General features: G+C 50.0%; 17 protein-coding genes. 11 read left to right on the top strand and 6 right to left on the bottom strand.

Annotation, left to right across the window (positions count from 1 at the left end):
* Positions 1-89: 89 nt before the first annotated feature.
* Both E1H13_RS09855 and E1H13_RS09850 read left to right on the top strand, forming a co-directional pair.
* Entirely contained in the window at positions 90-377 is a 288-nt protein-coding gene (locus E1H13_RS09855) for a hypothetical protein (RefSeq protein ID WP_169613243.1), read from the top strand.
* 223 nt (positions 378-600) lie between these two features.
* Positions 601-987: a hypothetical protein gene (locus E1H13_RS09850; protein WP_206070293.1), complete on the top strand. Its 387-nt coding sequence runs from the start codon at positions 601-603 to the stop codon at positions 985-987.
* Between the two features lie 51 nt (positions 988-1,038).
* Here E1H13_RS09850 and E1H13_RS09845 read toward each other — a convergent pair whose 3' ends face one another.
* A complete protein-coding gene (locus E1H13_RS09845) occupies positions 1,039-2,019 on the bottom strand; it encodes a glutathione S-transferase family protein (protein WP_169613241.1) in 981 nt (326 codons plus the stop codon).
* A gap of 450 nt (positions 2,020-2,469) precedes the next feature.
* Between E1H13_RS09845 and E1H13_RS09840 the strand changes: the two genes are divergently transcribed.
* A complete protein-coding gene (locus E1H13_RS09840) occupies positions 2,470-4,500 on the top strand; it encodes an HAD hydrolase-like protein (protein ID WP_169613240.1) in 2,031 nt (676 codons plus the stop codon).
* Between the two features lie 207 nt (positions 4,501-4,707).
* Here E1H13_RS09840 and E1H13_RS27935 read toward each other — a convergent pair whose 3' ends face one another.
* A complete protein-coding gene (locus E1H13_RS27935) occupies positions 4,708-5,433 on the bottom strand; it encodes an acyltransferase (protein WP_278002506.1) in 726 nt (241 codons plus the stop codon).
* A gap of 957 nt (positions 5,434-6,390) precedes the next feature.
* Between E1H13_RS27935 and glgA the strand changes: the two genes are divergently transcribed.
* The 4 genes from glgA to E1H13_RS09820 all read left to right on the top strand — a co-directional run bounded on the left by glgA (position 6,391) and on the right by E1H13_RS09820 (position 11,428).
* Positions 6,391-7,866, top strand: coding sequence for a glycogen synthase GlgA (gene glgA / locus E1H13_RS09830; RefSeq protein ID WP_169613239.1), 1,476 nt, complete (start codon positions 6,391-6,393; stop codon positions 7,864-7,866).
* The gene (locus tag E1H13_RS27655; RefSeq protein WP_256378507.1) at positions 7,844-7,978 is read left to right on the top strand and encodes a hypothetical protein; all 135 of its coding nucleotides are present in this window, start codon (positions 7,844-7,846) and stop codon (positions 7,976-7,978) included. Before glgA ends, E1H13_RS27655 begins: the two co-directional genes overlap by 23 nt.
* 45 nt (positions 7,979-8,023) lie before the next feature.
* Complete coding sequence (locus E1H13_RS09825) at positions 8,024-8,866, top strand: tetratricopeptide repeat protein (RefSeq protein WP_169613238.1); 843 nt, start codon at positions 8,024-8,026, stop codon at positions 8,864-8,866.
* A gap of 159 nt (positions 8,867-9,025) precedes the next feature.
* Complete coding sequence (locus E1H13_RS09820; protein ID WP_169613237.1) at positions 9,026-11,428, top strand: S8 family serine peptidase; 2,403 nt, start codon at positions 9,026-9,028, stop codon at positions 11,426-11,428.
* Between the two features lie 289 nt (positions 11,429-11,717).
* On the opposite strand, the gene E1H13_RS09815 is transcribed toward E1H13_RS09820, so the two are convergent.
* Positions 11,718-14,291 (bottom strand): CHAT domain-containing tetratricopeptide repeat protein, encoded by a 2,574-nt coding sequence (locus E1H13_RS09815; RefSeq protein ID WP_169613236.1) that lies wholly within the window; start codon positions 14,289-14,291, stop codon positions 11,718-11,720.
* 342 nt (positions 14,292-14,633) lie between these two features.
* On the opposite strand from E1H13_RS09815, the gene E1H13_RS09810 reads away from it, so the two are divergent.
* Complete coding sequence (locus E1H13_RS09810; RefSeq protein WP_169613235.1) at positions 14,634-16,016, top strand: ABC transporter substrate-binding protein; 1,383 nt, start codon at positions 14,634-14,636, stop codon at positions 16,014-16,016.
* A 24-nt stretch (positions 16,017-16,040) separates the two neighbouring features.
* Here the strand turns inward: E1H13_RS09810 and E1H13_RS09805 are convergent, their stop codons facing one another.
* Positions 16,041-18,041 (bottom strand): serine/threonine-protein kinase, encoded by a 2,001-nt coding sequence (locus tag E1H13_RS09805; protein WP_169613234.1) that lies wholly within the window; start codon positions 18,039-18,041, stop codon positions 16,041-16,043.
* A 156-nt stretch (positions 18,042-18,197) separates the two neighbouring features.
* A complete protein-coding gene (locus E1H13_RS09800) occupies positions 18,198-19,847 on the bottom strand; it encodes an NB-ARC domain-containing protein (protein WP_169613233.1) in 1,650 nt (549 codons plus the stop codon).
* Positions 19,848-20,292: 445 nt separating this feature from the next.
* Between E1H13_RS09800 and E1H13_RS09795 the strand changes: the two genes are divergently transcribed.
* Both E1H13_RS09795 and E1H13_RS09790 read left to right on the top strand, forming a co-directional pair.
* Positions 20,293-20,652 (top strand): hypothetical protein, encoded by a 360-nt coding sequence (locus E1H13_RS09795; RefSeq protein ID WP_169613232.1) that lies wholly within the window; start codon positions 20,293-20,295, stop codon positions 20,650-20,652.
* 134 nt (positions 20,653-20,786) lie between these two features.
* A complete protein-coding gene (locus tag E1H13_RS09790) occupies positions 20,787-22,436 on the top strand; it encodes a hypothetical protein (protein ID WP_169613231.1) in 1,650 nt (549 codons plus the stop codon).
* Between the two features lie 152 nt (positions 22,437-22,588).
* Here E1H13_RS09790 and E1H13_RS09785 read toward each other — a convergent pair whose 3' ends face one another.
* Positions 22,589-23,500: a tetratricopeptide repeat protein gene (locus E1H13_RS09785; RefSeq protein ID WP_169613230.1), complete on the bottom strand. Its 912-nt coding sequence runs from the start codon at positions 23,498-23,500 to the stop codon at positions 22,589-22,591.
* A 493-nt stretch (positions 23,501-23,993) separates the two neighbouring features.
* Between E1H13_RS09785 and E1H13_RS09780 the strand changes: the two genes are divergently transcribed.
* Positions 23,994-24,497 (top strand): rhomboid family intramembrane serine protease, encoded by a 504-nt coding sequence (locus tag E1H13_RS09780; protein ID WP_169613229.1) that lies wholly within the window; start codon positions 23,994-23,996, stop codon positions 24,495-24,497.
* The last annotated feature ends 50 nt before the right edge of the window (positions 24,498-24,547 follow it).

The raw sequence follows: 24,547 nt of genomic DNA, 5'->3' as shown, positions 1-24,547 counted from the left end.
AGAGCCCCCCAGATCTACCCCTGGAGCTAGATACGGCGATCGCTCGGGCAAGCTATGCTGCTGACTGTGATGGCAGGAGGGAAAGCGCGATGGGGCTGATTGAGTTTCTGATTTTATTGATTGTGGCCGCCGTTTGTGGCGCCATTGGCCAGTCGCTGGCTGGCTACACCACGGGTGGTTGTCTAACCTCGATTGTGGTGGGGTTTATTGGCTCTTACCTGGGATTGTTGATTGCCCGTAATTTGGGCCTACCTGAGCTGTTGGCGTTACAAATCGGCGGGCAGGCGTTTCCGATTATTTGGTCGATTATTGGGGCCACCCTCTTCACGTTTATTTTGGCTTTGCTGAATCGGGCCTTTGTCAGGCGGCGACCGTAGGCGGCTTACTGGAACGGTCATCTCCTCTGACACCTGACAAACCCACCCCTGCCTACTTCGACAAGCTCAGCACAGGCCTCCCAGGAGGGGATTCTGATACCTGACACCTAACACCCTCTGTAAAGAAGGGGGTCGCTATTTCTGCCCACTACCCTAGTGTCACCGTCCCTAAGGCAGTAGCCTGGAGGTGGTGGTTTAGCGAAGAAGAGCTATGGGAGCGCTAGTGTCAATTCAGCCAATCAAATATTTGATCATTATTGGGCTTTGCCTGTCCCTGTGGGGCTGTGGGCTGACCAAGCCGAAACCACCTAGAGCCGCCGTAGAAACCGCGATCGCCCAAAAGATAGCCCAGACCCAGGCCTTGCTACGTGGCCAACGGCCCACCTCAGACACTTCTGCCGCTTCCTTTCAAGTTAGCAGCGTCAAAATTACCCATCACCAGTGGACCACCCTGGCTGATCAGCCTGTGGTAGAGGTGGAGGGCACCTACCGCCTAACTGGGGAACGTCTCAGTCGGGCCCAGCAAAGGCAGGCCAGAGCCTTTGATCTGTATTTACAACAGGGCGCTACTGACACAGACTGGACGTTGGTGGATCTTAACCCGGGCTAGGGGGACGCCATCGGCCACCATGCCCGAGCCTTTATTTAAGCTTCTACCAGGTTAAGCCTCTACCAGGGCAAACCGCTGCGCCCGATCGTGGGGGGCGTCAAAGTCCAGCTCAGGCCCCTTAGGCACAATGCCGTGGGGGTTAACCCCAGGGTGGCTCATGTAGTAGTGGCGTTTGATATGGTCCATGTTGCAGGTGGCTTTGAAGGCCGGCTGCTGGTACAAGTCCCGCAGATAGCCCCAGAGGTTGGGATAATCGACAATGCGGCGCAGATTACATTTGAAGTGCACATAGTAGACGGCGTCGAACCGGTAGAGGGTAGTGAACAAACAAATGTCGGCTTCAGTGATGCGATCGCCACACATATACCGCTGCTGAGCCAGCACCTGTTCCCAGTAGTCCAACGCTGCAAACAGCTCCGTCACCGCCTCGTCATAGGCCCCTTGCTGGGTGGCAAACCCAGCTCGATAGACACCATTGTTGATCGGCTGATAAATCGCATCGATCGCCTGATCAATTTCAGGCTGCAGGGCTGGGGGGCAAAGGTTGGCATTCCCTTGGGCGATGGCGTTCCATTCGGTATCCAACATGCGAATGATCTCGCGGGACTCGTTGTTGACAATGGTGTTGGTCTGCTTGTCCCACAAAACGGGTACGGTCACCCGGCCCGAAATATCGGGCTTAGCTTTAACATAAAGCTCCCGCAGATAGCGCGCCTGGTTGACTGAATCTGGGATCGCCCCCGGGTAGTCGCTGAAAGCCCAACCTTCATCCCCCATGTAAGGATCCACTACAGACAGGGAGATGGCGTCGGTTAGCCCCTTCAGTTCGCGCATAATCAGGGTGCGATGGGCCCAGGGACAAGCCAGGGAAACATACAGGTGATAGCGCCCCGGCTGCGGCTGAAACGGGCTAGAACCATCGGCCATCGTCCAATGATGAAAGTCGGTCTCGGGCCGCACAAACCGCCCCTGGTCGTCTTCCTGATCGCGAGTTTTCTGCCACTCACCATTAACTAATAGACCCAATCCCATGGGATCTCCTTCACGCTTCTTTACAGTGTCATAGATATTCAGTCTAGCTTTTCCTGGCCGAAGCTCCCTCTAGCTAGGGAGATAACTGAAAAAACGCGATCGCCTAACACCTCGATGTCGATGGCAGCGACAAGTCGCCTCCTTATACCATGTCCAGCTCGGGATCTGAAGTTTTCCCACAGGCAGAACTCCAGATCTGGACTTGGATTTGGTTTAGTACTGCCATGCAAGCAGGGGGATACCCAAGATATTGACGGAAACTTCTTAAAAAATTCACTCAAAATATATGTTTGCTGTTCCCAGCCGTCTTGCCAATGCCTATGCTTACAACAGAATAGGTCCACTAGTGCCCAAATCACTGCACTAATGGGATTACCGCGAACTTGAGTCTAGTCTGACTGAACAAGTTGATCTGTGGTTGTCAGAATACCAAAAGAGGGAAAGCCCAGTATGACAGTGATCTCGTCATTTGATGTGTTTGATACGGTCTTGGTACGAAAATCAGGATCGCCTGAGTCCAGCTTCTTGTTTCTCGGTCGAAAACTTAAGAAACTTGATTTAATTCAGATTACAGCAGAATCGTTTGCGCTGGTTCGAGCAGAAGCAGAAAGACGAGCATTTGAAAATGCTGGGGGGTTAGATTCTGATGTTAGCTTAGAGCAGATCTATCGAGAAGTTGGCCATGTCCTCAGCTTATCTGTCGATCAAATTGAAAGACTTCAAGCCCTAGAACGCAAGCTTGAAATTGAGCTACTTGCTCCTGTCCCTCAGGCATTAAACCTTATTCAGAAGGCCAGAGACAATCAACATAAAGTGGTTTTTGTCTCAGATATGTATTTGGAACCTGACTTTATCAAGGATCGGTTAGTTCAGCTACATATTTGGCATGCAGAGGATAAAATTTATGTGTCAAATACTTATAGAAAATCAAAGTTATCTGGTCAGCTCTACTACGAAGTAGCGAGTCGCGAACAGGCTAAGCGATCGCAGATTATCCACTGCGGTAATCATCCCTGGTCAGACGTCCAATCTGCCCTGAAAGCAGGTCTTCGGGTACAGCCCTTTTTAGAGGGTAACCTAAACCGCTATGAGCAAATCATGGAAAACTACGCCTGGATGTCGGAAGGGCTATCATCAGCTATGGCGGGTGCCTCAAGGCTGACCAGGCTATCTCTGTCCCACGCATCGGCAAAGGAGTCTGCCTTACAGGACGTGGCCGCAGGTGTCGCTGCACCAATTTTGGTTGGGTTTGTTCTATGGATTTTGAAAAGAACCCAAGAACTGGGTATTAAACGACTTTATTTCCTGGCGAGGGATGGGCAAATATTGATCGCGATCGCAGAACGGCTGATTCAAAAGCTCGATCTAGACTATGAGCTCACCTACCTCTATGGTAGTCGCCAGGCCTGGTTATTACCCAGCATGACAGTGGTTGACCAAGAGCAACTAAAGAGAATTTTTCCTCTAGAGTATGATGTCGACTATCTTTCCCCTCGAGTTCTCTTTGCCCGATTCTGTATTACTCCGGACGAGATTCGGTCCAGCTTAGAGAAAATTGACATCTCAGCCAACGATTGGGACCGCAATCTTAACGAGGCTGAGCGACAGGCATTACATCATCATATTCTGTCAGACCCAGATATTCAGCAGTTAATCTTAGCGCGGGCTGCAGAAAAGCGTCATGCTCTTCTGCAGTATCTCGATCAGGTTCACCTAACTGACGACAACAATTACTGTGTAATTGACTTGGGCACAGGCGCAACCCTACATAATGCCTTAGCTGCCGTGTTGGATACCCGTAACATAGCACCACCTAGAAGCTTTTACTTAGGACTCAGAAATGTGGCAGATAGTCAATATGGTCTGCCCGAACCGTATATGTATGATCAACGCTATCAACTAGGGTTTAACCATGTATCTGGCCTAACTACACTCTTAGAGATGGTATGTAGTGCTGACCATGGCTCAGTGATTGATTATCAGATCAGAGATAATCAAGTTTATCCAATCTTTAAAGAGGAATCTAATCAAGCTGTACTCGATTGGGGTTACCCCATCGTGCGAGATACTATTTTGCACTTTGCCGATCACCTGCTGCTTGATGCCAGTTTGCTCAATCCCCAAGCCGACGTTAGGTCTATGGTTGCAACCTTGCAGCAAGCATTCTGGCTTACCCCAACTCAGAACGAAGCACGAGCCTGGGGGACGTTTCCCATGGAAGATGGGTGGGGAAAAGAATCAGAATTCATTACCTTAGCCGCGCCTTACTCCCTCAAGGACTTGCCAAGACTGTGGTGGCATGCGGTTAAGGACATTGAAATTTTATGGCGGCGACACTGGTGGCATGGTGCCGCTATCCAACTGACCTCTCCTTGGATGCAGGGGCTATTTTATAATGGACAAAGAACAATCTTTTTTTTAAGGAAAGTTTTTCAAAAAACGTTAAGCACAAAGCTATTTGCAAAAAAACTAACTTCTTAGAGTTAATGCTTGCTTGACTATTGCCGTTTTAAATCCATAAGCATAAGCTAGACATCTCACCTGGTTAAGCAAGATGTCTCTAAACTATAGGTAAAAATAAATCTATTTTCTGTAGGTTGGCTGAAACGAAGTGGAACCCCAAAACAGTAAGCTTGTTGGATTCTGCTAGTGCGCCACCCAACCTACAAATTTAGAATTGACAGATCTTTAGGAGACTACAGAAACTTGAGGTTCCTGCTTTCGTTGAGACACAACTTTAGCAGGTACACCTACAGCAATGGAATAAGGCGGAATACTCTTGGTAACAACGGCACCGGCCCCAACAATACTGCCATGTCCAATCGTAACCCCATCTAAAATCCGAACCCCACTACCAATCCAACAATCATCCTCAATCACAATTCCTTTGCAAATATACCCTTGCTCAATAATGGGAATACTGGGATCTGAGTAAATATGATTATTAGCATATAAACTGCTGTGGGAAGCAATTAGACAGTTTTTGCCAATGGTGATATCTCCAGGTCCACCCATACAAACAAAAGGGCCGATCCCTGTCTTCTCGCCAATCTCAATACAACCTCCAAAGGAAACCAGGCAAATATCCCTTTCTAGAGTGGCGTAAGGACCCAGTACAATGCGGCTATTGGGCACCCTACAGTTTAGGCGAACACCATTCAGGACCATCGAGTTATCTTTCAAAAAGATCCTATCGGTACCCATCAAATCTAAACCAGTGCCGAGGAAAACATCCTTGCCTATCTGCCCCATGAAAGAGCGATAGGACCAACGTCTTATTTTTCGGCCAAGGGAAAGTGGGATCGCCCCAAAAGCTGCTGTCAGCAGTTGGGAGGCTTTGTGTTTCCAAGCAACGTCAGAGGAGTTATGCTTAGGAGCTTTCAGAGCATCTGAGGATAGTATCTTGGGAGTCATAGTTTTAGACATTGATTAATTGATTTTGTATGGAAATTAGTTATTTGAAATCAGGTCGTAGGTGTCTGACCAGGGGATTGAATTATCAAGAAACAGAGTCAAACAAGGAGAAATCAATCAATTCGAGACAAACCCAGTCCCCTCCCTTGCCTAGTCGATCAACAGCTATGGATGGCTACTAATTTCAAATATCCCCTAGCCTTAAGTTGGGGAACCGCATGAGACGGTAGCAAAAGCTTTTGACACTCACAACCACCCCTGACTCTGTAACACCTTCACTCGACAACACCAGACAAGAGCGAGGGCGATATTCTCGCTGGTATTGCTCTCGCAAAAGTCTTAGCTTTGATTAGTTTACATTGGTTTTACTGGTATTGATTTTCCTGAGGCCAATAGAGGACTGTTGCTTGAGGCGCAGTCTTTTAAATCCGTAGAGTTTAGATCCGTAAGCGTTCTATCTTAAGCGTTCGATCTGTAGAGTCAACCTTACTCTCTCATAAGCGACTATATTAACTCCAGCTTTGGAATAGCACATGATAGTACTGTTCAACAAGGGGAACATCGGGCAACTTTTCGTAAACAGTACAATTTTCTACGGAGTCTTTGCCAAAACTTCATCCAAGCCGAAAACTAATACTCTGCGGCAGAAGGCGATCTGCCAGTCCAGATACCTGACACGGGATGATTAAGGCGGCAGGGGGACGCATCGCGATGTATTTCGCCTGAGTGACACCGGCTATGTCACTGATGATCAGGAAGGTTCCGCCCCCCTTGACAAGTCACTGATGCGGCCATAAGTCAATCTTCTCCCTGTGGGCAGGGTAGGATGGGCCACCCCCTGAATCTGGCCTGTTGCCGGTCCCAGGGCCAGTTTCTGATCTACTCCTCTTGCTTCCTTCTCAACATCCTGATTGAATAAGGTCATCAAAAAATGAACTTTTATAACGGGGATGGCCCATGTACATTGTGCAGATTGCCTCGGAGTGTGCCCCTGTCATTAAGGCTGGTGGCCTGGGGGACGTGGTTTATGGCCTCAGCCGTGAATTAGAAACCCAGGGGCACTGCGTAGAGCTGATTCTGCCCAAGTACGACTGCATGCGGTATGACCACATCTGGGGCCTGCACGATGCTTACCGAGATTTGGTGGTGCCCTGGTACGGTACGGATATTCGCTGCGATGTCCACTGTGGTTGGGTGCATGGGCGGTTGTGCTTTTTCATTGAGCCCAAGTCTTGGGAGATGTTCTTTCATCGTGGCTGTTACTACGGCTGCGACGACGATGCCATGCGCTTTGCCTTCTTTAGTAAGGCGGCGATGGAGTTTTTGCTGCGCAGTAATAAGCGGCCTGATGTGATTCACTGCCACGATTGGCAGACGGGCTTAATTCCAGTCATGTTGTTTGAGATTTATAAGTACAACGGCATGGAGTTTCAACGCACCCTTTACACCATCCATAACTTTAAGCACCAGGGGTTTGGGGGGACTGAAATTCTGGAGGCTACGGGGCTGAATCGACCGGAATACTACTTCCAGTACGATCGCTTGCGGGATAACTTTAACCCCTTCGCCATTAACTTTATGAAGGGGGGGATTACCTATGCGAACCATGTCAACACCGTGTCGCCCAACCATGCCCTGGAGGCCCAATATGGGGACTATGGGTTTGGCCTAGGGCATACCTTGCACGTTAACCAGCATAAGTTTTCTGGCATTCTAAATGGCATCGACTACGATGTCTGGAGCCCCGAGACGGATCGCTACATTCCTCACCACTATGGCCTCACCACCTTTGAGGATAAAGCTCTGAATAAAAAGGAACTCTGCGATCGCCTCTTGCTAGACCAAACTGACCAACCGCTCGTTGCCTTTATTGGTCGTCTGGACGATCAAAAGGGGGTCCACCTGGTGCACCATGCCATCTATCACACCCTGGCCAAGGGCGGCCAATTTGTTTTGTTGGGGTCTGCCACAGAAAAAGGAATTAACGATTGGTTCTGGCATGAAAAGCTATTTCTCAACGAGAATCCTAATGTGCACCTGGAGTTGGGCTTCAATGAGGAATTAGCCCATCTGATCTATGCTGGGGCCGACATGATGGTCGTGCCCAGTAAGTTTGAACCCTGCGGTTTAACCCAAATGATTAGCCTCCGGTACGGCACTGTGCCGATTGTGCGCGGGGTAGGGGGGCTGGTGAATACCGTCTTTGACTGGGACTACGACACCTACCACGAGCCCGAGGAGCGCAATGGGTTTGTCTTTTTCCAGAGTGACCATGTTGCTTTGGAATCAGCCATGAACCGAGCCTTTGATGTGTGGCAGCAGAACCCTGCCCTGTTCAGGCAGATTGCTCAGCAGGGAATGCAGTATGACTTTTCCTGGAATCATCCGGGTGAAGCCTATGTTGATGCGTATGAGTACATACGCCATAAATAGCCCTTGGCCCAAGGGCCATTCCCGGCACTGGTCTAGCGATCGCCTGGTTGCGGAAGTCGCGATCGCCCCTCCACCGACCATCACCCGGGCCGGTGAGGATTCTGATCGCTAACCTGGGCAATCTGGGGATAGTAATTCTGTGTATGGCCAACGGTTGATGCCTGCTCCCTCTGATGCTACAACCCCCAAATTGTCCCGGGCGGCCCTGCTGCGGGGCCAAGGGGATGCCCTTTACGCCATTGGTCGCTATGGCGAAGCTTTAGTGCGGTTTAATGAAGCCCTGGCCCTGGATGGCCACGACTATGAAGTCTGGACCCTGCATGGGTTTTGCCTGGCGGCCCTGAAACAGTACGAAGCTTCGTTAGATAGCTTTAACCAGGCCATTGCCCTGTGTGCAGATCATGCCTTGGCCTGGCACGGCAAGGGGCACGCCCTGGCCAAGCTCAGTCATTTTGAAGAAGCCGCAGCCCATCTGGAACAGGCGGTGCAGCTTAACCCCAACGATCACAAAGCCTGGTACAACCTGGGCACGGCCCAAAACCAACTGCGGCAGTACGTCAAAGCGGTGGTCAGCTTTGAAAAAGCGGTTAAACTCAACCCCGAGGACTACCGAGCCCGTTATAACCAGGGCGTTGCCCTGAGTGGTTTGCATCGCTACGAGGATGCCCTCAGGGTGTTGCAATGCGCCATTGATCAACGGCCTCAGACTCACTATGTTTGGAATCAGCGGGGCACGGTGTTGATTCAGATGGGCCGCTTTGATGAAGCCCTGGACAGTTTTGAAACCTCCCTGAATTATCAGGCTGATAACCCCAATGCCTGGTATGGGAAGGCCCGAGCCTATGCCATGATGGGCAATTTAGAGTTGACCCTCAAGCATCTTTACCGCACGTTTGTGCTCAGCCCTTATGTGTATCGGGTGATGGTGCAAATTGACGCCCACTTCGACGGTGTCCGCAACGATCCCCGCTTCCAACACATGGTTGATTTATCGCCATAGGCTAACTCAGCTTTAGAAAACTTCATCTTTTGGGGCAATTTTTGGCCCTTTGCATAATTCAGGCGGCTGCGATCGCATACAGAGTCGAAAGCTCGAATCGACTCCCAACCCCAGGGAGTCCATTGTAGTGATTAGGACATACGTATGTACGATTCCACAATGGCATCTACCACTGCCGGTATGAACGCCACGGCCCCCAATCTTCAAGCGGACATCGGTAATTCTGTTGCCCTTGGTGGCCTAGACGATGACCTGTTGACCACGGCCCAATTCGATGGCTCTGGGTCAGGGCTCAGCGTTGAACAGGCCGATGCCCTGGTGCAGCAATACTTGCAGCAGTTCCACAGTACAGAGTTCGGCAGCCTGGACCCCTGGATGGATCTATCCTTTGGCACCGAGGATGTGGAGCCCTTGCCCGTCAGTGCAGATGCCGTAGACAGTCTGACCGGGTTAAGCCCCCAGGCGACCCTGGCTAACAGCCAATCACCGGAAATGAAGGATTTAGGTACTATCCTGGGTGCCCGAGAGTTTGACGGTCAAGGCACCAGCAATCCGCAAAACCTGTACAGCTTTACCCTCAACAGCGATAGCGACCTGCACATCAACCTGGAAGGGGCAAGCCGCAGCCAAAATCTATGGCTCTATGAAGTCCAACCAACGTCATCAGCGGTACCCTATCAGCTTATTCGATTCTCTAATGGCTGGACATCCGAACCCTCGACCATCAATTTGAGTGATCGAGGTCCAGGGGAATATCTGATACGGGTCGACAACTCTGCCTCAGCCCGAGATTACACCCTGAATATCGACGTGAACCCCACAGGCGGCCTTGAGCACATTCAAGGAGGGTTAACCGCCGACAACTGGGAGTTTGCAGGCGATACCCGCTACACCGTCTTTTCTGGGGAAGGGAATGTCAACTTTGGCCAGGGAGAGTATGACCTGATCGACTTCTCCCACTATTCCATCGATGATGTCACCGGCTGGAACCCGGTTACCCCCGAGGGCGGCGGCATGTTGTTTGACCCCGGCAACGGTCTGCGCCTGTTTGACGCCATGCAACTGAATGATGGCAACCACATTTTGTTTGAAGGCATCGATCGCCTGGCGTTTGCCGATGGCCAGGTTGATCTGGCTGTAGTTCCCAGTGACTCCTTATTTAATCAACAGTGGAATCTGCACATGACCGGGGTTCACAACGCCTGGCGCTTTACCCAGGGGTCAGAGGATGTGTTGATTGGCATTCAGGATACTGGTTTAGGCCTAGATCCATTCAATAACTCACATCCTGACTTAAGACCAACCCTTAACACTAATCGTTCTCAGCTCTGGGATTCATATTTCAATTTTGGACGCGAACCTTTTGGATCTGATTTTCAACCAAGGACTTTTCATGGAACTAAAACTCAAGGCATTATCGCAGCCAAGACTAATGAAAGCAACCAGCAAAGCATGAGTGGAATAAATTGGGAGTCTGATGTAATAAACTTAAATGTTTTTCGTAACTCCGACATAACCTTTGCAACAGAGCTAATGACTAACTACTCAAGTTCTCAAGAGCTTCCAATCATTATCAATATGAGCATCGGATGGCTTGAGCAACAGGAACCTGGATTTTTGCCTGAATTTGAGTCTCTTGTGAAAGAGCATGCAGATGATGCACTATTTGTGATTGCTTCTGGGAATCAATCTTCTGATCAACTCAGCTATCCTGCTATTCTGGCTCAGAAACATGACAACGTAGTTTCAGTTGGAGCTTCTTTAAGAGGGATAGAGGACTCTGATCAAGTTGTAACCCCGGGTCAGCGGGCATCTTATTCTAACTATGGGGATGGACTAAGCTTGATGGCTCCTACCGATGTGATTACAACATCTGCTCAGTCCACTATTTCTTTTCCTTTCATTGAGTTTGGGTATGACCAATATGGCGGCACCTCTGCGGCCGCTCCCCATGTGACGGGGATCGCGTCTTTGGCTTGGAGCGTCAACCCAGATTTAACCGCCGCTGAGATCAACAGCATCATGCAGAAAACCGCCCATGATCTTAGTGAACTCGGGGACGAGTTTGAATATGGGGCCGGTCTGGTCAACGCCGATGCCGCTGTACGCAAAGCCATGGCCTCAGCTAACCCGGTCAGCAACTGGAATGCCTTGGGGGATCAACCCCTATCTCTGGCATCCTTCATCGACCAGGGCGCAGAAGCCCCGGTCTTTGGCATCACCGCCACCCAATTTGAACCTGAGCATCCAGTGGAAACAGTCGCTGAAACAGGCCACGAAGCCGTCGCTGATGGCGCAGCAGAAGCAGCAACTCCCTGGTGGAATGTCCCCGTCTCGTTACCGACCTTTGATGTCAACTCCCCCTGGGCTAACCTGGACTGGCAGCCCTCGGAAATTGCTGTAAGCCAGTCTGATTGGGTGATTCCAGAGTTTTCGGTACCTGGGGCTGATTGGGTACAACCCACCACCAGCGTTGAATCGGCCTCGTTGCCGACTGTGGATGAGTTGATCAGTCCTGTGGTCGAAGGATTGAATGAGCCGGTGGTAGATGCGATCGCCTGAGCTGTGAACCAGTACAGCGTCAAGGTCTGAAATCCCCTCCCTGGGAGGGGTAGGGGTGGGTCAACTCAAGCCCGAAGAACCCACCCCGCCCTCCGGGCACCCCTCCCAGGAGGGGACGGCAGTGAGTGCATCCCAGTTTTCGCTAGCTTTGCCCCCCCGCCCCCCAATTCTGGGGGGATCTGAAGTCCCCAAGGTTGGAGGCAAAGACCATACAGGCACTATTCCTTTTCAACAATGAAGTAACCCTGAGGCTCTGCGGGGGCACCAGGGGACAGGCTGTACTGATGCTCTAAAATTCGAGCGGACGCCAGTCTCCAGAGGCGATGAACGCTGCCCAGTAATAGGGATGGCGGTGGGCTGGGCTGTGGAGCATGGCCAGTTGGGCCTGGCGTAGGGCTTCGTGGCGACCCATGGGCTCTTCGTTGGCCAGCAGCCGCTGGTAGTAGTCCACCATCAACTCTTTAGTCGCCAAATCTTCCACTGGCCAGAGGCTGATCACCTGACTTTGTACCCCCGCGATCGCTAAGGCCCGCCGCAACCCATAGACCCCCTCCCCGTTACGAATATCGCCTCGGCCAGTGTCGCAGGCGGATAGCACAGCTAGCTGTGTACCCAGCAAGTTAAGGCCCACTAAGTCCAAAGCTGTCAGCAGGCCACCATTACCAGCAGTCATGGTTCGATTGGCACCGGCCATGGCCAGACCCGATCGCATTAAGGGGTTGGGTATCGGCAGAGATGGTTGTCGGGCGACGCTTGATTCGCCTGGGGTTAGGGGAGCTAAGGTTGGATCCGCTAAGAAAAAGCCATGGGTGGCAATGTGGAGGATCTGGGGGGCGATCGCCTGTTTGAGCTGATCCGTCGTTGCGGCAGCCCCCATATATAGCCGGACCGGCTGTGACGCCTGGCTAAACAGAGCGTTTAGGGCTTCGCCTTCCTGGCGACTGCCAAGCAGTGACGAAAAGCTCAAGCTAGCGAACCCTGGATGGGCAGTGGCCCGACTGGCGGCGGTTTCCTGGGCCCTAGGTGGCCCATAGTCTGGATCGGCAAAAATGGCTGTCGGGTTATGGCTCGTGGGCAGCACAGGGAAACGTAGCAAGTCCCGCCCCGAGGTTAGATAGGTGAAGCTGTACGCTTCAATTAAAAACTGCCCTGAGGCCGTGGTCAGTGCTTCGAAGGGAATAAGATTGAGCGCCCCATCGGGCGATATCAGGATCTGCTCGACCCCAACCAGGTAGGGGATGATGGGTTCCAGAATCAGGTTGTAGAGGGCATGGCCTTTGGCCTCGACCTCTGTCATTTCCCTCAAGTCAGCCGAATCCCGCCTCTCCAGTTGGTGTCTAAAGCTCTGGATCGCATCCTCAATGGGGCGGGCTGGCCCCAAATCAACCCTGTGGGGAGGACCGTTGGCCCTGAGGATATAGGCAGCATAGTGAGGCTGACCCCAGGGATGATCGCCCCCGGCCTGCGCCTCAAAGGTTGTATAGCGCACATATTCGACCAGGGCGCCCTGGGCCGGAATGTGGGCCTGCACCTGGGCGATAGTGACTGGTTCATCAATGATCTGGGCCGTAGCGCTGTGGCGATAGAGTTGAGTTTCTAAGGCTTGTTCTTGCTGCAATAACTGGGTATAGGCGGTCTGGCCGTCGGTTGGTGATGGGTCAGGGGATGGGGGGTGCAAGAGTTGTTGCCTAACGGAGTCCAACTGACTCAATATGGCTTGGGCTTCGCCGTCATCGTCGAGTTGCTGTCGCAGGGTTTGGAAGGCATTAGCCTGGGCGTCTAAGATGCGGCCCTTGCGGCGCAAGACTGTGGTCAAGGCTAATTCACGGGCTTCTAAGGTGGGGTGAGCCATCGCCAGGGAATGAACTACCTGGGTGGTCCCAAACAGCTTGTCCAGATAGGTCTGCTTTTGGTGCTCTGGGCCAATGGTTACCATTCGGGCCAGCTGATCTTCTTCGATATCTGTGGCGGTCTGTAGGGCTGCTATGGCCTCGGTCTCTAGGCCCAGGGACTGGTACACAAAGGCCAGGTTTTGCAGGCTAAGGGCTACCCGGGGATGGCGATCGCCGAGGCTGTTGCGGTAAATGGTATGCGATCGCACCAACAAATCTTTGGCCGTCGCCGTATTTCCCATCGCTCGATGAAGCCCTGCCAGGTTCAGCAGGCTATCAGCCACCTGGGGGTGATCATCGCCCAACTCCGTTTGACGAATCCGTAAGGAATCCTGCAGCGCATCTTCTGCATAGGAGTAGTCTCCCAGGCCTTGAAAAAGCAACCCTAAACTATTCAGCCCATCCGCCTTGTGGTAAGGACTGAGGTTAGGCACCTGAGGCACCAGCCCCAGAAACTCTTCAAACAAAGCGATCGCCGCTTCGTAGTTGCCCCGCTGCCGATAGAAGGCTCCCAGGTTAATCAGGCTCGTAATGAAATCTTCGGGGTTAACCTGCAAATGCTGCTTACGAAGCCGCAATGCATCCATCAGGTAGTGCTCAGCCTGGGGATAGTTCCCGGTTCTCCAGTAGAGTAATCCTAAATTGTTCAGGGTCTGGGCAATCTCTGGATGGTTGGGGTCTAGATGCTGCTGCTGTAAGGCTAAGGCTTCACGGTAAAGTGGCTCGGCCTGAAGGTAGTTGTCTGCAATGTAGTATTCCCAGGCTTTTTGGTTCAGGTTGGCGGCAGCTGCGATCGCCTCTGATGAACTATTTGAGACCGTTAGATGGGAATGCTCATAGACAAGCGAAGTGGCAACAGCTGGCCTGTGCCCAACTATTTGGAGGGGGTGGCTAAGCCCCAAGCTGAGGCCCATGCCCACCAATGCTAAACACCCTAGCTTTACCCACCGCAGGGCAACGGAAATTGGCATAAACACCAACCCATAATCTGTCGGAAACCTATTGGAGAGAGGGGTAGCCTCGCCTCGCAATCATTTCATTTTTGCTTTCCATTTGCTTTCTAGTTTAAACCCGCTCTATTAAAGCAATTCAAATAACTTGGCGAATGCGAGTGACCTGCTTTCCCATGCAGACAAGGCATCCAATATGCAGGTTATGGCAAGCCGAACAAAACCACTATGCTCAATTTTACCCTGAAAGTCGAACCTGTTCAGCTTAACTTAGATACATATTTTTCTTGACATCAGAGGCCCCTTGCCTGGTATGTTTGGCGGCGGAGCTATCAGGGGCTAGCGTCTCCGGGATGAAGATATATGCTGACGAATTGGCTTTATTCGCATCAAAGGCTACTGAGAAAGCTAGGGTTCGGTCTGATTATTGCTATTGTTGCAGCCATATCGATCGCGTTTCATGGTTGCACCAATGTGACTCAACCGGATGGCCCTATAACGTTAAGAATGGCCGTGCCTGATGATGAAAGGACTTCATGGGCTCCTTTAATCAATCAATTTCAAGCAAAGCATCCAAATATTAGAATTAATTTAGATGAAGGATTAGGTAGTGACGGCTTAAAGCAGTTGTATATCAATTCGTTCCAACAGGAAGAAGACTCAGGTTCTTCCCAATTATATGACTTGGTCTACACTGACATTATTTGGCTTTCAGAGTTTGTAGAGTCAGGTTGGCTAAAAGATTTAACAGAGTATTTCCCAAACATCGAGGAGGAGAACTTCCTCGAAAGTGAAATAAAAAGTGGTCGATATGATGTTGGAGATGGTAATGGTGAAAGACTTTACCGCATTCCCTTCCGCACTGACGTCGGAGTCTTATATTACCGTCGGGATTTATTAAATCAGGCCGGATTACAACCCCCTAATACTTTTGATGAACTGATTGAGGCTGTTACGACCTTGAAAGAGCAACCAGATGTGCAAGGGGGATATTTGTGGCAAGGGCGTAAAGATGAAGCAATTTCAGCCATGTTTTTAGAAGTTCTCCATGGTCATGGCGGATATTGGATCAAGCCTGATAAAATAAGCGACGACTTAGAGCAGTCTGTTGGCCTGGATCATGAAGAAGCAATAGAGGCTGTTAATTTTCTGCGTCGCACTCTTCAGGAAGGTATTTCTCCAGAAGCAGTGCTTTCCGATCGGGAAGATGCCACACGTCAAAGATTTAGCGATGACAATATTGTATTCATGCGTAATTGGCCTGCTGCCTGGGTCAGAGTAAACCAGTTTGGTTCCACTGCTCATGGAAACCTAGGTATGAAGGCTATGGTTAGTAATGTCGAAAATTCATTCGCAACTAAAGGCGGGTGGGGTTTTGGAATTGCTCATAATTCTTCACACCCTGAAGCTGCTGTAGAAGCAATTAATTTTTTTACTAGCCCGGCTTCGCAGCGACGTTTTACCCTGGATCATGGTTCTGTTCCGAGTCTTCGGTTCTTATTCTTTGATCCTACAATTGTCAACCAATATAATCATTATCCGCAACTTCTTAATATCATTGATAATTCCTGGGTTCGTCGTCCTCGCATCCCAAACTATGGAGTCGTTTCAAATGTCTTACAAGAACATTTACGAGAAGCACTAATAAATATCGACCAAACCGACTCAAGAGATATTATGCGGCGAGCTGCATCGACAACACGTCGATTATTATCACGAGCTCAAGAGGCAAACATGGCAGAGTAGCGGAGCGACAAAGTACCAATATATTTACCTCCAGCTTCGTAGTTGAACGGTACCATCTGACATTGCGATGGCAAGTTGCGATGAATCTATAGGGCTAAAGGCAATATCTACAGGTTGACCACCTAATGAAAGCTCTTCAAGGTTGCTTAGATCATCAACCGAAACCACCTTAACTGCACGATTCGTAATCAAGCCGATCTCACGCCCACCTTGAGGATTAAAAGCAAAGGAAATAACCTTTTCTTCTGGTATTGAATCTGCGGCCCAACTACCCTCATGTCGCCTCCAAAGAGTGGTTGGTGATATACGTCCCTCGGCTGCTAAAGCAGCAATATTGCGCCCATTCGGACTGAACTCTATTGAAGTTAAGCGTCTTGTCATTTCCAGCCTACTAACAGGTGAGTCTGGTGTTTCAAGATTCCAGATTTTGATCACACTATCAGTTCCCATAGTTGCTATCTCTGAAGCTTCTATCGGATTAAATGCTACAGACAAAACGTCATCATGAGAAATTTCGAAGATATTGTTTTCATTGCTGCCTAGATCTAAAACTATTGGTCGACCACCTAAGCTAGCAGTAGCAAGGTAAGTCTCATTTACACTAAATTCAGTAGATGTAATGTACTGATGACCAGGCAAACTTACACTTTGAAAGCTCTCTTGGCTTAGCTTATCCTCTTGTAAGCTCCAAACTCTAGTTTCACCACCACTGAATCCAGCCGTCAAATATGAGCCATTAGGCGAAAAGCTCATTGCAACTACCGGCTCATCATGCTCCAGCTTAGAAAGCAACTCAACCCTATTGGTACGCGAGTTAATCTCCCAAAAGTTTATAGTTCCATCTAAACCAGCTGTAGCAAATTGGTTAACCTCTGAACCACCTACCCTTGGGCGAAAAGCCACAGCTATAACACTTGTACTATGCTCTACATATTCAGCACAAGTCTCATTTATATCTTCCTCGCCCACATCGTATATTCTTACGCTTCTATCAGAACTAGTAGTAGCCAAGAAATTGCCATCAGGACTAAAGCTCATATCTGTGACGTCAGCAACACCCATCTGACATTCATTAGCAACTAAGGCATCGGTAGTTAGTTCAGAGACAGGATTGCCCTCCCACTGGGTAATGCCCCACCCTAGACCAATGCCAACCAGTAATAGTGCCGCCCCAGCTGAGGCTTTGAGGATTGACGTGTGAACTTTGCCATATAGCTCAATCCAACGAATTCGCTGCAGAATTTTATTTTTGTCACTTGGGCGATCTTTAGGCTCATAGGCCATAAACCGATCGATCAAATTGAAGAGTTGTTTAGTTTGAAACTCCGTTAAGCCATTGTTTCTCTCTTGTCTATTGCGCTTTGGCACATGATCGCGCCAGATCAGTCGACGATGAACCTCTTCCAGTGAGCAAGGAGATTTTCCCGTCAGCAAATAAACGAAGGTACGACCCAGAGAATATAGATCTGACTCAAGATAAGCTCTATTCTGAAACTGTTTGAAGTCCGGAAACTGTTCGGGGGCGGCATAGCAGTCGGACATCATTAAAGTTTTATCGGTATCTGATAAAACCGTTTCTGTGGTACTGCAAACGGTATCAAAGTCAATTAAGGCTAAAGCGCCATCAGGACGACGAATAATGTTGGAGGGTTCAACATCTCGATGGATCAATTTTTCTTGATGAACCTGGTCAATAACCTCAACCAGTTGTTTGAGCCATTGCCAGGCTAAATCTGCTGAAATAGGGCCATGGGTTTCTATCCACTGTTTTAGATTCTGGCCTTCGATTTTTTCCATGGCCAAGCAGTGTATAGACGGAGCACCTTGAGCTGGTATAAGTGTGAAATAACCATCAAGTGCCACTCTAGGGACGCTGGGCAGGTTGAGCCCAATCAACGTTCGTGCCTCGCGCTGGATACGTTCAATATGATTTTCAATAAAATCAATATTTGGAAAAGCCTTAACAATTTTTAAGATTTTAGTGTCATTATCGACCACATCCTCCACCTCAAAGACTTCTTTCACTTCAGAGTCATGGAGACGTCGCAGTAAGCAGTAGCGGTTGTGCACTAGCAGGGACGTGCCACAGGTCAAACAGTGGCTGGCATCTTCTGGGTTGTGGCGCTTCGGGCAAACAGGATTAACGCAATAAATCATCGGGCATCTCCATTACGCATGGAGTCAGCTAGGATGGTCTGTGAGTAAAGTGATTAAGTGGCCTATATTTTCAGTGGCGTATGTATTTTTTACCAGGAATTCGGTCTTAAGCCAAGTCTGAGTTTGTCTAAGCATGTCTACAATATGTTGCTGATTGGGAAATTCGGCTTGCAACTTATGCTTAAGTTGAGCAAGCGCTCTAGAAAAGCCAGAATCTGATCTACCATTAAATATTTTTAAGCGTGCGAGTAAACTTTGACCTAGCCATGTCTGCAACTCTGAGGTTGACTGGGTTTGCAGTTGTTCAAAGCTAGTAACAAGCTGACACGTCTCTTGACATAAAACCTCAAAAATATGGTCAGTAACATATTCCAGCACAACATCCCTGAGCATAAATCGGCTGGTATTTTCAGGATCTGTTGCAATCAGCGATCGCTGCCGGAGAGATATTACAATCTGCATTAGATCTGACATATCTAGAGGGGCCAGAATATGATTCTGGATGGCTTGCAAGTCGAGAGAGTCTGAAGCCAATGCCAGGCAGTACATAATGTCTACTTCTGGCTCTGATAGTCGCTCAAATGATGCTTTAACTAGATCACGAATTTCTTGAAAAACAAGGGGTGTATTCTGTTGAAAAAACGCCTCTACGCTACCGCCAAATAGCATTTTCAGCGTAGAAGCCACAATTTTTAAGGCCAGAGGATTACCATCGTAGGTAGTAATCAAATGGTGCCATTGTGCCGATTCAGAGGGCTGTAGTCCCAAGTCTGCTAGTAAACTTAAGGCTGCATCTGGGTCTAATCCTTCGAGTTGTAAGGCTCGCACGGGAGAGTTATCCCCCTCTAGAAAGGTAAGTGCATTGATTGTCTCGGTGCTAATTAGAATCAGGCAGCTCTGGTGACGGGCCTTACCGATGCGTTGGAAAAGCTCACCATAGTCTTCGTAACCCTCCCGATAGTTTCCAGCCAATGTTTTAGGTTTTAGCAGGCATTCACCATCATCTAAAATGATCAAATAGCGATGGTGTTGTAAAACCTCTAATATCTGGGAGATTTGCGCCCTCTGGTCTTGAGCTGTGGGCGGCAAGCTGACGCCCAATGAGGCCAAGAGCCCATCCAAAAACTCCTTCAAGTGAGGGGCATGGCTGAGGGAACGCCAGACGATTCCCTCGAACTCGGCAGAGGTGGCAAGTTGCTCTGCTAAGTGCACAGCCAGGGTGGTTTTGCCAGTGCCCTTTAACCCATAGAGTAAAACCAGACGACAGCGATCGCGCTGTTGTATCCATTCCTGAAGCAGACTTAACTCTGACTGGCGACCATAGGGGTCTGGAATTTTAGGGGCTTCACCCCAGTCCAAAGATGGTGGTGCCGGGGAAGTGGGCGGGGACCCGGGTGGAGGCCCCGGAACAGCCGTAGGCTCTTGCTGCGTTTGAAATTCATTCGATAGCTTCTGCTGTAGCCTGGCCAGTTTAACCGGACCACGCCCCTCGATCTTGCACTTCTTGTAGACCTCACTCAACCGTTTTCTGACAGCATCCTCACTGATGCCCAGTTTTGTGGCAATAGCTGTTGTAGGCTTTCCGTCCACAACTAATGCCACCACCTGCAGTTCAGCCTCAGAAAGACCATGGTGAGCGGCAAACTTATCCCTTAGGAATTCTTGAGGTATCAATAACTTTTCTCGTCACAGGTCAACACCTCATTTTAGCTCACGAATGTGAGCTGACAAGATTTTTTCGATCAACCACGTGACCTTTACTCGGTCCTGCTCTAAATCAAAGTGGCTCAAAAGCCCATGGAGGCTAGCCTTCCGTAGATGATCTCACATTTATGACGCCTTGCCTCACACCAACACTATAAAGAAATGTGTAAGCCCCTTGCAAGGACTCACACAAAGGCGATAAAAGAAAGTCATTCAAGTGAGCTAGTTATGTGCTTCGATTACAAGTTGATGTGCCTTAAATGTCCTGAAAAGACCTTTGTCAGCTTGATTCACGCTTTTCACTTGAGTGAGAAATTTGCCCTCACAGGAGACACGTTCCATGATCATGACTTTTCAATCTCACCACTCTTTTCTAGGTCTGTTCCTTGGCTTATGCACTGTTGCGCCTGCCTTCTTGACTCCCCAAGCTGCTCAAGGTTCAAGCTTTGGCCCGTCTCAAGACGTTAACCCAGGGCCGACGAGTCATGTCAGGCTGTCAACTCAAGATATTAGTCGATATCTAAATCGGCTGCAAGAACTCAGACAGCACCATGGCTACGAAGCCTGCACCTTGAACTTTGGCCACAGCCCAGTCCAGTTGAATTTGTCTGCTCTACCCCCTGCAGCCGAAGTTCTGGAGCGCATTCGCCAACCCTCCCCTGATGCAGTGCTGGAGTTTCGAGCCGATTCATTATCCCTGGATGCCCTGCGTGAGGGGATTCAGGCAGGTGGCGGGTCACGCCAGTACCACTTGACTTGCGTTGGAGCGCCGTAAGTCACGTTTGCTCTCTGTCCTGGGGCGCCGTGTGACAAATTCTCAACGTTCTGCAGATTTGCATAACCCCTAGGGCAGTCGCCACAGACAGATTTAGAGATCTCATTCACCTCAGAATTTACCAAGGTCTTGCCATGTATACCTCGTACAAATCCATTTTTCTCCCCCTCTTGATCGCCCTGGGCAGTACCGGGCTGGCTGAAGCCGCGATCGCTAGGGATGCCTCATCCAATAAACTGGCCGACTTAGCAAACGAATTGCAGAGACCGACAATTGAACAGTTGCTAAACTTACCGCCCACCCATGATGTCTCTCCACCCAATGACAACAGCTCCCCTGAGGAACAATCCTCCCCCCGTTTCTGGACACCCGCAGAAAATTCTTCCCAAAGACTGTATCGAACTATTTTTGCCGATGGTTCAGAATTTAGAATCAACCTTTCTGGCCGACCGGGGGCAGCGGCAAGTCCGCCCAGCCCAACTCAACAAAGGAACTTCCACGATCCAGCCAGGATACAACGGCGCTTGACTGGTGAAGAACCCGAACAGCCACAGAGTGTACAACCAATTCATGGTAGTTCTGGAGGACCAGGTGGTGATGGTGGGGTGCTAACGGTCTACTACACTGATCTGGATAATCTGCGGCAGGTCTATGTGGATGCTTCAGGAGGGCGTGGCGGTGCAGGCAGTCAAGGTATTGATGGGTTTACCTGCCCACCACCACCCCTTGAGACGCCGGAAGTTACCTCGCCGGAAATTAACTTGCCAGCCCTTAACTCGCCAGAAACTAACCTGGAAGATCTCTTCCCGCCGTCTCCATCGTTTGAACCACCGTCAGACATTAATATAGATGACATTCTTTCGCCCCCAGCGATTCCCCAGTCAGACGGCGATTTACCTGAACAATCTCTAGCCAAAGAACTAAAATCATCTGCACCCCTGACTGCCCAAACCGTCAACCCTTTTCCAATCAGTCGTTCGATCCCATCGGGTTGTCGAAGGGTATCAGCAAGATCGGGGGGACGAGGCAGAGATGGCAATGTTGGTCACCTGAGACTTGTTAATCAACAAGAGCCCCTGCCGCTGGAGCGATCGCGGGTAGCGACAACTCTATCTGAGTTGACCAGTCAAACATTTGAACTATCCAAACATGTGTGGCGCGAACGCAGGGGCGCAGCGGATCTGTTAGCACCTGGATCAATCATTGCCGATACCTATTTAGAGTTTGTAGAACGGCTTGAAGCAACAGCCCAATTAGATTGGCAAGCTGACCCACCGATTGAGGAATTTGCAGATCAACCAGCTAGTCTTTCCTTAGAGGACGATGGACGCATTAGTCTTTCTCTGACCGAAGACCTGTGGCCTTTGACAGAAACTCAATATCAGGATGAGTTAGCAACGGTCATCGTTCAGGATTTTATTCCGGCTGATGAAGTCACAGAACTAGCCCCTGGTTTAATGGGTAGAGACGGTAATTCTTTGACCTTCAGTGTGATTGATCTTGCCGGACATTCAGAGGTTTTATACACTGATTTTCACATTCGCTATAGGTCGGGAATATCCCATAGCTCCCGCCCCCGCTGGCAGACCCGCTATGAAGGCGAGATCCCCGCAGAACTAGTCACCCGCGACCATAATCGCTTTGTGATCGACCTCAGCCAGTTACCGATCGAAGCGCAATACCAGCGATCGGGCACTCCGGTAAATATTGAGATTACCGCCACCCGCAGCCTGGGCGATCGCGCCAAAACCCAGACCCTGCGCTGGCAAGACCAGCTCCGCTAGGTCACAGCTTTGCCCCCCCGCCCCCCAATTCTGGGGGGATCTGAAGCCCCCAAGGTTGTATGGCAAGATCCCAGGGGTCTGCCCTGGGATAACTCGCAAGCCATAGCCAAAGACAAAAGACCCCTGGGATCTATGATCTATCGGTATGGCAGCTATTCGTTAGATGACACATGCCGGAAGCGATCGTAGAGATCCTGGATCTCCTGGTCGCGGTTCATGGTGCGATAGAGCCTCATCAGGTTACGGGCTGTTTGTTCCACCAGGGGATGGCTTGGCCCGAACTCCTGCTCACGGATGTCGAGGGCTCGCTCCAGCAGCGGCACCGCCTCGTCATAGTTCCCCATGTTTTCATACAGCAGGGCCAGGTTGCTGAGATTAGTCGCCACCTGGGTGTGATCAGGCCCCAGCTCTTGTTCCCGCATCGCTAACGCTTGCTTGAACAGGGTTTCAGACTGGGAGAATCGTCCCATCTGCTGCTGGAGGGTACCCATATTACTGAGGACGGCTGCCACCAGGTGATGGTTGGGGCCTAGCTGTTGCTGGCGAATTTCTAAAGCCCGTTCATAAGCCGCCTCTGAATCGCTATAGCGACCCAGGCTGGCATAGGTGAACCCCAGGCCATTCAAACTTTCCGCTACTTTTAGGTGGTGCGGCCCCAGGTGTTGTTCTCGAATGGTGAGGGCCCGTTCTAATAGCGGCTGAGCCTGATCATAGCCATTGATGAAACTGTAGAAAAAGGCCAGATCATTCAGGCTTTGGGCCACATGGAGATGATCAGATCCCAGTTCCTGCTCTTGCAGTTCCAGGGCACACCGGAGCAGATCAATGGCGGCTTCGTAGTCGTTTTGGCGGTAGTGTAAGGTAGCTTGCTGCTCAAGTTTTAGGGCTTGTTCTAGTAATTTGGTGGAAGTTTTCTCAGTGGGCGCGATCGCGTCTAATACATTTTCTGGGCAACTGGCGATCGCATCTTGGCTAAAACTAGGCTCAGCGATCGCAAAACTACCGGCACCAGCCAAGCAAGTGGCCAGACCCAGAAACCAGGGAGTGAGTGAAGAACGTGTCATAGTTATACGTCAAATGCGTCTACTTAGGACTGTGAAAAGTGCTCCAGTTTTTACGCAAACAATAATGAAAATTAAGTTTTGTATAACTTGCATAAAGCCAAAGGATTTTGACACAGACTTCAGTGAAAGGGCCGCAGGGTGACTACGCTATGCACTCTCCTTTCTCTGGTTGATATTCACCTGAAAATCTATGTTTATAAGAAGAGATAACTCAGCTAAAGTTTGCTTCTCTTGTCACACCCTGGTTTCGGCCAATGCCAAGGTTTGCCACAAATGCCAGCAAGTCAACCCCACCCTGTGGGGGTATGAAAAAAGTCTGCGACGACGAGGGCCTGACTTTGGTTTTGTCCAATTTGTGATCAAGGCCTGTGCGGTTGTCTATGTATTGACATTGCTGATAGATATGGAGGGAATTAGCCACGGTAATGGTCAAGATTTACTATCTCCCAGCCCATTTAGCACCTTGATTTTAGGATCTTCAGGAGCCCATCCTATGTTTACCGTTGGCCGGTGGTGGACCGTCTTTACCGCTGGTTGGTTGCACGGTGGCTTCATCCACATTGTCTTTAATTTGTTCTGGATTTACCACCTCGGTCCCTGGGTGGCCAAGCTTTATGGTGCAGGCCGATTGGTAATTATTTACGTTGCCTCAACAGTGACAGGGGCAGCGTTAACGAGTGCCGTTGCCCAATATTTACCCAATCTGCCCGACCCCTGGCAGGGGGCTCACCTGACGGTGGGGGCCTCCGGTGCTGTCTTGGGATTGCTGGGGGCGATGGTCTCCCACGGGCAACGGACACGGAATAGTGATCTGACCTACCGTGCCGGAATTTACAGCTTTCTGTTGATTTTGATCGGATTTTTCTCAGTCAGAGGTATTGATAACTGGGGACATATTGGTGGCTTCCTGGGAGGATATTTGCTGACTCAGTTTCCAGGGTTTAATTCTTGTCAGCCTCAAAGATTGTGGGGAGCACTCCACAAGGCGGGACGTTAAGGGGTTAATTGTCGTGTATCAATAGATACTTGTAAAGAAAAGCTCTGCGG

The organism is Nodosilinea sp. P-1105 (genome assembly GCF_012911975.1).
GTDB lineage: Bacteria > Cyanobacteriota > Cyanobacteriia > Phormidesmidales > Phormidesmidaceae > Nodosilinea.
This window is presented reverse-complemented; position numbering and strand designations above follow the sequence as displayed.

Excerpts from the sequence above, each read along its gene's own strand:
- E1H13_RS09855 (WP_169613243.1), top strand. The coding sequence starts at position 90 with ATGGGGCTGATTGAGTTTCTGATTTTATTGATTGTGGCCGCCGTTTGT.
- E1H13_RS09845 (WP_169613241.1), bottom strand. The coding sequence starts at position 2,019 with ATGGGATTGGGTCTATTAGTTAATGGTGAGTGGCAGAAAACTCGCGAT.
- E1H13_RS09840 (WP_169613240.1), top strand. The coding sequence starts at position 2,470 with ATGACAGTGATCTCGTCATTTGATGTGTTTGATACGGTCTTGGTACGA.
- E1H13_RS27935 (WP_278002506.1), bottom strand. The coding sequence starts at position 5,433 with ATGACTCCCAAGATACTATCCTCAGATGCTCTGAAAGCTCCTAAGCAT.
- glgA (WP_169613239.1), top strand. The coding sequence starts at position 6,391 with ATGTACATTGTGCAGATTGCCTCGGAGTGTGCCCCTGTCATTAAGGCT.
- E1H13_RS27655 (WP_256378507.1), top strand. The coding sequence starts at position 7,844 with ATGAGTACATACGCCATAAATAGCCCTTGGCCCAAGGGCCATTCCCGG.
- E1H13_RS09825 (WP_169613238.1), top strand. The coding sequence starts at position 8,024 with ATGCCTGCTCCCTCTGATGCTACAACCCCCAAATTGTCCCGGGCGGCC.
- E1H13_RS09820 (WP_169613237.1), top strand. The coding sequence starts at position 9,026 with ATGGCATCTACCACTGCCGGTATGAACGCCACGGCCCCCAATCTTCAA.
- E1H13_RS09815 (WP_169613236.1), bottom strand. The coding sequence starts at position 14,291 with ATGCCAATTTCCGTTGCCCTGCGGTGGGTAAAGCTAGGGTGTTTAGCA.
- E1H13_RS09810 (WP_169613235.1), top strand. The coding sequence starts at position 14,634 with ATGCTGACGAATTGGCTTTATTCGCATCAAAGGCTACTGAGAAAGCTA.
- E1H13_RS09790 (WP_169613231.1), top strand. The coding sequence starts at position 20,787 with ATGTATACCTCGTACAAATCCATTTTTCTCCCCCTCTTGATCGCCCTG.
- E1H13_RS09785 (WP_169613230.1), bottom strand. The coding sequence starts at position 23,500 with ATGACACGTTCTTCACTCACTCCCTGGTTTCTGGGTCTGGCCACTTGC.
- E1H13_RS09780 (WP_169613229.1), top strand. The coding sequence starts at position 23,994 with ATGTTTACCGTTGGCCGGTGGTGGACCGTCTTTACCGCTGGTTGGTTG.